We start from the raw sequence: 11,000 nt of genomic DNA on the forward strand, positions 1-11,000 counted from the left end.
AGGGGGACGCGATGTCGGGCATCGTGTCTGCGTCGTCTCCCGGCCATCGCCTCAAGACCGCGGCATCCTGGGGCAAGCACATCATCACGTCCTCGCCATCGCGCTTCGCGATCGTGATCTTCGCCCTCCTGATCCTCGTCTTCACGGTCCTGCTGTCGCTGCCGATCTCGTCGGCGTCACGAACCGTCACACCGCTCGCGGACGCGCTGTTCACGGCGGTGTCGACGATCTGCGTCACCGGACTGGCCACGGTCGACATGGCCAACCACTGGTCCCCGTTCGGGCACGTGCTGATCTTCATCGGCGTCAACATCGGCGCCCTCGGCGTGCTGACTCTGGCCTCGCTCATGGGCATGCTCATCTCGAAGCGGCTCGGGCTTCGAGCCAAGCTCCTCGCGGCCGGCGACACCAACCCCCTGCGCGCGCACGGCGGTGTGGTCAACGAGAGCCAGACCGTTCGTCTCGGCGAGGTCGGCCAGCTGCTCACCACCGTCGCGGTCTCGGCCCTCATCATCGAGGGCACGCTCGCCGTGCTCCTCTACCCCGCGCTGGTGATGGCGGGGGTCGACCCGATCGCCGCCCTGTGGGAGGCTCCGTACTTCTCGGCCATGGCCTTCACGAACACGGGCTTCGCCCCGAACGACGGCGGGGTCGCCGTGTTCGCCGACGACTACCTCGTGCTCTCGCTGCTCATGGTGGGCGTGTTCCTCGGGAGCATCGGGTTCCCGGTGATCTACACGCTCGCGAAACACGTCTGGCACGTGCAGAAGTGGTCGCTGCACACAAAGCTCACGCTGGTCACGACCGTGCTGCTCTTCGTGCTCGGAGCCGCGGTGTTCCTCGTGCTCGAATACAACAACCCGAAGACCTTCGGGTCGATGGATGCCGCGGACACGACGTTCCAGGCGTTCTTCCTGTCGGCGATGACCCGCTCCGGCGGGTTCAGCGTGATCGAGATCGACGACATGAACGGCTCGTCGCTGCTGGCCGCGAGCATGCTCATGTTCGTCGGCGGCGGCTCGGCATCCACCGCCGGCGGCATCAAGGTGACGACCCTGGCGGTGCTCGCCATCGCGGTGTGGTCGGAGGCGAAGGGCCGTCAGTCGGTCGAGGCGTTCGGCCGCCGCATCCCCAGCGACGTGCAGCGCGTCGCGCTCAGCGTCGTCGCGTGGGGCGCCACCATCGTGGCGCTGTCGACGATCGTGATCGCACAGATCACGAAGGCCGACATCAGTCACGTGCTGTTCGACGTGATCTCCGCCTTCGCGACGGTGGGCCTCTCGTCTGGACTCACGGCCGAGCTGCCGGACGCCGGCGCCTACGTGCTCGCCGCCACCATCTTCATGGGGCGCGTTGGTACAGTGACTCTCGCCGCGGCCGTCGCCGCGACATCGCGAACGCAGTACTACTCACTGCCCGTGGAAAGGCCGATCGTTGGTTGATGTCCTCCGGGGCGACGCTCCCGTCCTCGTCATCGGTCTCGGCCGGTTCGGCGCTGCGTGCGCCGGCGAGCTCGACCGCCTCGATCGCGAGGTGCTCGCGATCGACGGCAACCTCGAGCTCGTGCAGAAGTGGTCCGACCGGGTCACCCACACGGTGCAGGCCGACGCGAAGAACATCGACGCCCTGCGCCAGATCGGCGCGCAGGACTTCCAGGTCGCCGTCGTCGCGGTCGGCTCGTCGATCGAGGCATCCGTCCTCATCACCGCCAACCTCGTCGACCTCAAGGTGCCGCAGATCTGGGCGAAGGCGGTCTCGCAGTCGCACGGTAAGATCCTGGCCCGCGTCGGCGCCAACCACGTGATCTACCCTGAGCGCGAGGCCGGCGAGCGCGTGGCGCACCTGGTCAGCGGGCGGATGCTCGACTTCATCCGCTTCGACGACGATTTCGTGCTGGCGAAGATGTACCCGCCCAAGTTCATCCGCGGCATCGGCCTCAACGAGTCCGGCGTGCGCAGCAAGTACAGGGTGACGGTCGTCGGGGTGAAGAGTCCTGGCAAGCCGTTCCGCTACGCCGAGGCGAACACGATCGTCACGAACCACGACCTCATCATCGTCTCAGGCACCAACAGCGACATCGAGCGCTTCGCGGCACTCGATCGCTGATTTCCGCGCCTTCGAACTCAGGCGCCTGCGGCGAGCTCCTTCGCCCTCGCGAGAGCCGCCGCCGCGGCATCCGCGAACGTGCGATCGAGGTGCGCATCCTGCAGCACGGCGACCGCCCGCTCCGTCGTGCCCTTCGGGCTGGTGACGCGTCGCCGCAGCTCTGCGGGCTCCTCCCCCGAGACGTCGAGCAGCGCGGTCGCGCCGATGAAGGTCTGCTCGGCCATGAGTCGAGCGTCGGCCCGGTCGAACCCCATGACCTCGGCCGCCTTCGTGAGCTCCTCGATGAGGAGGAACACGTAGGCCGGGCCAGAGCCCGAGATGGTCGAGAGCGCATCGATCTGCGACTCCGGCACCTCGATCACCGCTCCGACCGTCTCGAACAGGCGGCGGACGAGGGCGAGGTCGGCGGCGGAGGCGGCACCCCCTGCTGCGAGACCGGTGACGGCCCTGCCCACGGTTGCCGGGGTGTTCGGCATCGACCGGACGATGCGGGCGTCGGCGCCGAGGATGTCCGCGAACGTCGCGAGGGTGACGCCCGCCGCGAGGCTCACGACGATGGTGTCGTCGCCCAGCGACGGGACGATCTCGCGGAGCAGGTCGGGCACCATGGCCGGCTTGACGCCGACGAGCACGATCCGGGCGCCGGAGACCGCCGCGGCGTTGCCGTCCGGCTGCTCGGAGAGCGCGATGCTGGTGACGCCGTCGAGGTCGGCGAGGGCCGCGGCCTTGTCGGCGGAGCGGTTGGTGGCGGTGATCCCGCCGTCGACGTGGATGCCGGAGGCGATCACTCCGCGGAGGATGGCTCCTCCCATCGATCCGGCACCGACGAACGCGAGAGAGGGAAGGGAGTCAGCCATGTCGTCATCCTACGGCGGGCTCACCCGGCATCCTCCGGCGGGCGGTTCTAGACTCGGACCATGAGTGCTTCCGGCGGCAGCAAGGCGATCATCGCGGCGTTCCTGGCGAACCTGGGCATCGCCCTCGCGAAGTTCCTCGCGTGGGCGCTCTCGGGCTCGGCATCCATGCTCGCCGAGGCCATCCACTCCGTCGCCGACTCCGGCAACCAGCTGCTCCTGATGCTCGGCGGGCGCAAGGCGAAGCGCGAGGCCGACCGCGCCCACCCGTTCGGGTACGGGCGCGAGCGCTACGTCTACGCATTCGTCGTGTCGATCATCCTCTTCTCCGTCGGCGGTCTGTTCGCGATCTACGAGGGTGTCGAGAAGCTCACCCACCCGCACGAGCTCGACCAGACGTGGTGGTGGCTGCCGATCGTCGTGCTGCTCGTCGCGATCGGACTCGAGTCGTTCTCGCTGCGCACCGCCGTCAAGGAGAGCAACCTCGTCCGCGAGAAGGGCCAGTCGTGGGTGTCGTTCGTGCGCCGAGCGAAGGCGCCGGAGCTCCCCGTCGTGCTTCTGGAGGACGTCGGGGCTCTGACGGGTCTCAGCTTCGCGCTGCTCGGCGTCGGCCTCACCGTGATCACCGGCAACCCCCTGTTCGACGCACTGGGCACCGTCATGATCGGTGTCCTGCTGGTGCTGATCGCGATCGTGCTGGGCGTGGAGACCAAGAGCCTGTTGGTCGGTGAGGGCGCGACGCCGGCCGATCACGACCGCATCGTCGACGCGATCAACGCGGGCGACGAGATCGAGAAGATCATCCACATGAAGACCCTGTACCTGGGTCCGGACGAGCTGATGGTCGCGGTGAAGATCGCCCTGAGCGCAGACAAGCCCCTTCGCGAGGCTGCCGACGACATCGACGTGATCGAGGCCCGCATCCGCGAGGCCGTGCCGATCGCCCGAGTGATCTACATCGAGCCCGATGTGTACCGCCCGTCGCTGGACCCGGAACCGTCGACCGACGTCTTCGTGCTGAAGTCCTCCGACTGACTGCGAGGCGTGCGCGCTGATCGACTCAGGTCAGCGCCGCTGCTCGAAGAAGTCCCGGAGCAGTGCCGTCGCGGCATCCGCCTCGATTCCTGCGACCACCTCGGCGCGGTAGGGAAGCCGCCGATCACGCAGCACGTCGTACATCGACCCCGCCGCGCCGGCCTTGTCGTCCCATGCGCCGAACACGACACGCGCGATGCGCGCCTGCAGGATCGCGCCCGCGCACATCACGCACGGTTCGAGGGTCACCACCAGGGTGCACCCCTGCAGATTCCAGGAGCCGAGGGATGCCGCAGCGCGCCGTAGCGCCTCGACCTCCGCGTGTCCGGTCGGGTCGTGGGTCTCTTCGCGGGTGTTGCGCCCTTCGGCGATGATGAGTCCGTCCGGGTCGAGGACGACCGCGCCGACCGGGATCTCATCGGCTCGTGCCGCCTCGCCGGCGAGTTCGAGCGCGCGCTGCATGGCTGCGGTGTCGGCCTCGGTCATGCGTCGAGCCTATGGGGTCGGATGTCGTGCGCGCGCCCGCGGCGCATTAGCCTGTATTCATGCGTGTCCACGTCGCCGACCACCCTCTCGTCACCCACAAGCTCTCGGTGCTGCGCGACCATCGCACCCCGTCGCCGGTGTTCCGTCAGCTCACGGAGGAACTCGTGACGCTCCTCGCGTACGAGGCGACCCGCAGCGTCAAGGTCAGCCCGATCGAGATCACGACCCCGGTCACCACGACCATGGGCGTGAAGATCTCGGAGCCCCGCCCCATCGTCGTCCCGATCCTGCGCGCCGGCCTCGGAATGCTCGAAGGCCTCGTGAAGCTGCTGCCCACCGCCGAGGTCGGCTTCCTCGGAATGGTGCGCGACGAGCAGACGTTCGAGCCGACGACCTACGCCGAGCGACTCCCCGAGGACCTCAGCGACCGTCAGTGCTTCGCGATCGACCCGATGCTCGCCACCGGCGGTTCGCTCGCCGCCGCGATCCAGTTCCTGTTCGATCGCGGCGCCAAGGACGTCACCGCGATCTGCCTGCTCGGCACCCCTGAGGGTGTCGCCGCGATCGAGGAGATGGCCGGCGACCGCGACGTCACGCTCGTGCTCGGTGCCCTCGACGAGCGGCTGAACGAGAAGGGCTACATCGTTCCCGGCCTCGGCGACGCCGGCGACCGCCTGTACGGCACGGTCTGACCCGCACGCCTCACACGTTCAGGCGGTAGCCCCGTTCGTCGCCGTAGTGCACGAATCCCGCACGACGGAGGATCGGTGCAGACGTCGAGATGCGGCCCTTCACGAGCGCGGTGGTCGCGCCTCTCTCCGCGCTCGCGCGAAGGCGTTCGGCGAGCACTGCACGATACGCCCCGCGTCCGCGTGCGTGCTCCAGCGTCGCAGCACCCCAGAGCCGGGCGAAACCGTCGACGATGGTGCAGCCGCCGGTGCTGACGGGTATGCCGTCGATACGGGCCAGCACGCGGAGACCTCCTCCGGCGTCGAGCGCGGCTGTGACCTCGGCGAGCTCGGCGCGCAATCCGTCGTCGTCGAGCGCGCTCTGCTCCCACACCGGCACGTTCACGCTGTCGACGTCTCGCACCTGGTCGAGGGTGCGCACGATCTCCACGGTGACGTCAGGCGGCACCTCGATGGCGGGGCCGTCGATCGCGCGGGCGAAGACGGCGACCGTGTCGATGTGGTCGGCGCCGCGGCGGCGGAGTTCGTCCTCGAGGTCAGGCGAATCAGACTCGTTCGTCCAGAACGTGAAGACGGTCTCGCCCCACGACTTCGTCTGCTCCAGCGCGTGGTCGATCACCGCACCCGGGTCGGCGCGCGAGTCGACCTGTGACCCGCGGACCCCGCCGCCGAAGCGTGCGGGGTAGCGCACGAGCTGCAGATGGGTCTTCGCCTGTTCGCTGTCGCGCGGGAACCACGCCCACGCGGCGGAAGCCCGCAGGATCTGCTCGGTGGTGTGCCCGGTCGAGGCTGCCTGGCTCACTCGGCAGCTCCCACCAGTCGTGCGAAGGCGCTCAGCCGGGCGACCCCCTCGGGCGTGCGAGGGAGGTCGTCGAGCAGCGCGGGCGAGTGGATCAGGTAGGCCACGACCTGGGCCCGCGAGATGGCGACGTTCAGACGGTTCTGCATGAGCAGGAACTCCGGTCCGCGCGGCGCATCCTTGCCGCTCGACGCTGCGAGCGATGTGATCGAGACGACGGCTTCCTTGCCCTGGAAGTTGTCGACCGTGCCGACGGGCACGTCGGGGAAGCCTGCCGCGGCGAGAGCGTCGTGAACGAGCTGTCGCTGGGCGTTGTACGGCGTGACGACGATGATGTCGTTCTGGGCGAGGGGACGCGTGGACGTCTCGGCGGTGTGATCGGTGACCGCGCGGCCGAGCAGGTCGCGGACCAGCGCCACCACCTCGGCGGCTTCCTCGGGCGACTGCGTGGCGTTGCCGCGATGACGCAGCGGAACCACGTGCAGGCCGGGATCGATGCCCTCGATCCCGCGCTTCTCCGTGCCCGCCGCCGACGCCAGGCGTCCGGCGTAGGCCAGGCGTGAGACGGGGGCCGCGACGAACGGGTGCATGCGCCAGGAGCGCTCGAGGAAGTACCCGTACTCGGGCCGCACGACCTCATCGCCGTCCATGACCCAGCCGAGCGCCGACGTGTCGACGGGCTCGGGATGCGCGCCCTGGCTGACCTGCGGCAGCTGCTGCGGGTCTCCGAGGAGCAGCAGGTTCTTCGCACCCGCTGCGACCGCGATCGTCGACGCGAGCGAGAACTGACCGGCCTCGTCGACGACGAGGAGGTCGAGGCCGTGACGCTCGACTCTCGTCGTGTTGCTGAAATCCCAGGCCGTGCCGCCGACGACGACGCCCCGGCCCTCGTTCTCGGCGAGGAACGACGCCATGCCGGTCTTCGGGATCACCGTGTACCCCGGCTCAGCCGACGGATCCTTCGGCGCCTTCCCCACCTGTCCAGGCGGCACCCCGTCGGCGACGACGCGTTCGAGCAGGTTCTCGATGATCGAGTGCGACTGCGCCACGACGCCGATGCGGTAGCCGTGTTCGTTCACGAGCCGCGCGATGACCCGTGATCCCGTGTAGGTCTTGCCGGTGCCGGGAGGGCCCTGCACGGCCAGGTAGCTGTCGTCGAGATCGAGGACGGCTCGGACGATCGCGTCGACCGTGTCGTCGGCCTGTGCGGGAAGGCTCTCCCCCGACCGCGTGCGCGGCGGGATGCGCCGCAGGATGTCGGTGGCCGCGTCGCTCGGATAACCGGGTGCGGCGGCATGCACGGCATCCGCCCACTCGTCGATCGCCCCCTGCAGCGACACGACCCGCGGAGGGGCGGCCGGTGTCAGCGCAAGGGGCAGGGCGTCCCAGGTCTGTCCCTGGATCGCCGACTCGGTCACGAGATAGCCGTCATCGAGCACCCCCGTGATCGTGACGGTGTGCGGCACGTGCACGGCTCGCGACGGCACCTCGAGGTCGAACGGCGCCGGCACCTCGTAGAGCGCGAACGGCTGGCCGCCCTCGCCCAGGGTCGTACCCGGAGAGACCTCGCCCCTGATCTCGATGTCGCGCGACATCACGCGGCGCCCCTCCCCCACGCTCCACTCACGGACCACGCGCGACGCCAGGCGGTCGACGCGGACGACGTCACGCGTGTGGTCCCACATCGTGACGGGCTCCCGCAGCCGCTGGAAGTGCGAGACCCAGAAGCTCTTGGCCTCCCGGGGGAAATAGTCGATCGCCGCGGCCGCGATGCGGTGCAGCTGACCGTCGCTCCCCGCTGCGGCGGCGAGCTCGGCGTCGGCAAGCAGCGCGACCGAGCGCGGCGACGGCTCGTAGATCACCTCGTCCGCCTCATCGGGCGGGGCCGGATTCACGCCCTCGCGGCGCGCGATCTCGATCAGCCAGTCGCGGAGGCGCCTCGTCGAGACGCAGTCGTACCGGTTGTAGTCGGCGAGGTCGGCGAGCACGGCATCCGCCTCCGCCTGTTCTCCCGCCGCGGCGAGCTCGCGGGCCGCGACGTACTGCACGATCGAGTCGTCGCCCTTCTGCACGTCGCTCGTGCGCACGTCGTCGCCCATGTAGAGCGGCTCGAGCTTCTTGATCGAGTACGAGCGCGACCCGACGCGCACCGTCCGAAGCACGAGCGGGTAGAGATCGACGAACACACCCTCGCGCAGCAGCCGGTCGACCTCGGCCTCACGCACGCCGTAGCGGGCCGCCATCGCCATGAGGTGCGAGGTCTCATACGGCGCGTAGTGGTAGATGTGCATGCCGGGGTGGGTGGTGCGGCGGAGCTTCACGAAGTCGAGGAACTGCTCGAAGGCACGCTTCTCGGCCGCGAAGTCGTGCGCCCACAGCGCGGAGTACTGGTCGTGGTTGTCCACCCAGCCGAAGAGGTAGTCGAGTCCCCAGTGCGGGCGATCGTCGGGTGCCGGCTCGGTGTACAGCGGGTCGCCCTCGAAGTCGAAGAAGATGTCGCCGTGGCTCGGCACCGGCAGCGTGTGTATCGCAGCGGCGTAGTGCACGTCGTAGGCGGCCACGCCCTCGGCGTCCGCCCGCAGCTGCACCCGCGCCTGCGAGCGGAGGGTCTCGAACGTGTCGACGTTCATGCCCTCCGGCGCCGCCGTCGCCTCGGCGAGCGCGTCGATGGTCCCGATACCGGCCGCGCGCAGACGTGCGCGCTGAACCGGCCGCATCCTGGCGACCATCAGCAGGTCGCGGTGGGCGATCACCTGCTCCTCGCAGGTCGCGCAGCGACCGCACGCGACGACGTCGAGGTCTCCGCGGTCGTCTCCCCAGGCGAGCGCTGCGTCGGGGCTGGGATCGTCGATGCGGCGATCGGCGATGAGGGAGCGGAGCCGCGCACGGCGCACCTGGAACAGGGGCAGCAGGTCGTCGACGCGATGCGTGCTGACTGTGCCGTCGCCGAGGATCAGGTCGACCTCGTCCGAGCGAGGTACCCCCAGTCGATCGAGCTGGTCGACATATGCCGCCAGCTGCATGAGAGCCGTGACCCGCGCCGTGCGGGCGAGCTTCGAGTCCTGCACCCGCCAGCGACCGTCGTCGTCGCGCTTCAGGAAGTCGGCGAACCCCACGAACTCGTCGGTCGAGAACGCCGCCTGGAAGACGACGTGGGCGTCGGAATCGAGAGCCGCGATCGTCTCGGCGACGGCGGCGGAGAGGGCGTCGGCATCGACCGACGACACCTTCTCGACCTGGTGCACTCGCTCGTCTCCGAGCTCCGCGATGTACCGCTCGAGCACGTTCTGCTCATGCACGTCACCGAGGCGGGCGGCGCGGGCCAGGGTGGCGTCTTCCGGCTCGTCGACCGCGGGTACGCGCCCGAGCTTCGCGTCGATCGCGCGACACCAGGCGAACTCGCACTCGGCGGCCGCCTTGAGATCGCTCGCGCTCCAGATGACGCGCTGCGCCAGGGTGTCGATCCGCACGTTTCTCCCGTTCCTTCGGATGCTTCGACCCTAGCCGCGGCATCCGACACGGGACCTCCGTCGCGCAGGGCCCGTCAGCGCCACCAGGTGTCGTCGGGCGTCACCGGGAGGTGCCGCTTGTGCTGCGTCGCGAGGTACCGGGACTCGATGCGCCCGGCGACCTCCGGATCGACGTCCTCACCCTCGAGGAACGCGTCGATCTGCTCGTAGGTGAGGCCCAGCTCGTCTTCGTCGGCGCGGCCGGGCTGTCCGTCGAGCAGGTCTGCCGTCGGCACCTTGTAAGCGAGTCGTTCCGGGGCATCGAGGTGCAGCAGCAGGGAACGCCCCTGACGCTTGGTCAGGCCGGAGAGCGGCAGGATGTCGGCCGCGCCGTCGCCGAACTTCGTGTAGAAGCCCGTGACTGCCTCGGCCGCATGGTCGGTGCCGATCACGAGCAGTCCGTCGTGACCTGCGAGGGCGTACTGGGTCACCATGCGCAGACGCGCCTTGATGTTCCCGCGGTTGAAATCGGTGATGTCGCTCGTGACCGCGAACTCGATGTCGGCCTCGACGCCGTCGACTCCGTTCTGGATGTTCACCTCGACCGACGCGTCAGGCTCGATGAAGGCCAACGCAGCGGCAGCATCCTCCGCGTCATGCTGCACCCGGTACGGGAGCCGCACGGCGAGGAACTTCGCCTCGCCGCCTTCGGCGCGCACACGCTCGACCGCGAGCTGCGCGAGCCTGCCCGCCAGAGTGGAGTCCTGACCGCCCGAGATGCCGAGGACGAAGCCCTTGGCTCCGGTCGTGCGCAGGTAGTCGACGAGGAACTGCACGCGGCGTTCCACTTCGGCTTCCGGGTCGATCTCGGGCTGTACACCGAGCGCTTCCGCGATCTGCTTCTGCAGGGTCATGGCGGTCCTCCGGTCTCGTCGACATCAGTATCCTCCTCCAGTGTTACATCGGAATGACGTGCCGGGCGCGGAGCACGCGGGGCGTCGACGCACGATGGGAGAATGGGCGCGTGAGACTTCTCGTCGCCGCGATGGCATCCGAACTCGAAGCGTTCCCCGACGACCTGGAGGGCTTCGATCAACTCGTCACCGGCGAGGGCAAGATGCAGGCGACGTATGCGCTGACGAGAGCGCTGTCCGCGAAGGACTACGAGGAGATCGTCGTCGTCGGCACCGCGGGCGGCATCGACCCCGAGCTGGACGCCGTGGTGCACGAGGTGGGCAGTGCGCTGCAGCATGACGTCTTCGACCTCGAGGGCGTCGCGGGGCAGCACGTGTCGCTGCCCGCGCGCGTGTCGACCGGCCGCGAGGGTGTGCTGATCGCCACGGGAGACAGCTTCGTGGGCGATGCGGGGATCACCGCGGTCATCCGCCCGTCCGGTGCCGGGCTCGTCGACATGGAGACGTACGCGTACATCTGGGTCGCGCAGCAGTTCGGCGTGCCGATCCGCGCGTTCAGAGCGATCTCGGATCGTGCGGAGGACGGCGCACTCGTCGACTTCCGTGCGGCGATCGCGCGCTGCAGCGTGATGCTGCGCGAGACGGTGCGCCAGGAGTACGGCGTCTGA

Annotated in this window: 10 protein-coding genes; 5 read left to right on the plus strand and 5 right to left on the minus strand. The window is 69.2% G+C overall.

Going from position 1 to position 11,000, the window contains the following annotated elements; all coding sequences use genetic code 11:
• Positions 1–11 precede the first annotated feature (11 nt).
• Complete coding sequence (locus RAC81_RS05110) at positions 12–1,442, plus strand: TrkH family potassium uptake protein (protein WP_375081313.1); 1,431 nt, start codon at positions 12–14, stop codon at positions 1,440–1,442.
• Complete coding sequence (locus tag RAC81_RS05115) at positions 1,435–2,106, plus strand: potassium channel family protein (RefSeq protein WP_375081314.1); 672 nt, start codon at positions 1,435–1,437, stop codon at positions 2,104–2,106. Before RAC81_RS05110 ends, RAC81_RS05115 begins: the two co-directional genes overlap by 8 nt.
• 17 nt (positions 2,107–2,123) lie before the next feature.
• Here RAC81_RS05115 and proC read toward each other — a convergent pair whose 3' ends face one another.
• A complete protein-coding gene (gene proC, locus RAC81_RS05120) occupies positions 2,124–2,963 on the minus strand; it encodes a pyrroline-5-carboxylate reductase (RefSeq protein WP_375081315.1) in 840 nt (279 codons plus the stop codon).
• Positions 2,964–3,023: 60 nt separating this feature from the next.
• Between proC and RAC81_RS05125 the strand changes: the two genes are divergently transcribed.
• Entirely contained in the window at positions 3,024–3,995 is a 972-nt protein-coding gene (locus tag RAC81_RS05125; protein WP_375081316.1) for a cation diffusion facilitator family transporter, read from the plus strand.
• 30 nt (positions 3,996–4,025) lie between these two features.
• Here RAC81_RS05125 and tadA read toward each other — a convergent pair whose 3' ends face one another.
• Positions 4,026–4,481: a tRNA adenosine(34) deaminase TadA gene (gene tadA / locus RAC81_RS05130; protein ID WP_375081317.1), complete on the minus strand. Its 456-nt coding sequence runs from the start codon at positions 4,479–4,481 to the stop codon at positions 4,026–4,028.
• Positions 4,482–4,540: 59 nt separating this feature from the next.
• On the opposite strand from tadA, the gene upp reads away from it, so the two are divergent.
• Positions 4,541–5,173, plus strand: a complete 633-nt coding sequence (upp, locus tag RAC81_RS05135) for a uracil phosphoribosyltransferase (RefSeq protein ID WP_144876856.1) — start codon at positions 4,541–4,543, stop codon at positions 5,171–5,173.
• Positions 5,174–5,183: 10 nt separating this feature from the next.
• On the opposite strand, the gene RAC81_RS05140 is transcribed toward upp, so the two are convergent.
• From RAC81_RS05140 to nadE, 3 genes are all read right to left on the minus strand, one after another.
• Positions 5,184–5,972: a GNAT family N-acetyltransferase gene (locus RAC81_RS05140; RefSeq protein ID WP_375081318.1), complete on the minus strand. Its 789-nt coding sequence runs from the start codon at positions 5,970–5,972 to the stop codon at positions 5,184–5,186.
• Entirely contained in the window at positions 5,969–9,439 is a 3,471-nt protein-coding gene (locus RAC81_RS05145) for a TM0106 family RecB-like putative nuclease (protein ID WP_375081319.1), read from the minus strand. Before RAC81_RS05145 ends, RAC81_RS05140 begins: the two co-directional genes overlap by 4 nt.
• Positions 9,440–9,513: 74 nt before the next feature.
• The gene (gene nadE, locus RAC81_RS05150; protein WP_375081320.1) at positions 9,514–10,332 is read right to left on the minus strand and encodes an ammonia-dependent NAD(+) synthetase; all 819 of its coding nucleotides are present in this window, start codon (positions 10,330–10,332) and stop codon (positions 9,514–9,516) included.
• A gap of 110 nt (positions 10,333–10,442) precedes the next feature.
• Here nadE and RAC81_RS05155 point away from each other — a divergent pair, with 110 nt between their 5' ends.
• Positions 10,443–11,000, plus strand: coding sequence for a nucleoside phosphorylase (locus RAC81_RS05155; RefSeq protein WP_375081321.1), 558 nt, complete (start codon positions 10,443–10,445; stop codon positions 10,998–11,000).

It is taken from the genome of Microbacterium sp. CR_7 (assembly GCF_041954755.1).
GTDB lineage: Bacteria > Actinomycetota > Actinomycetes > Actinomycetales > Microbacteriaceae > Microbacterium.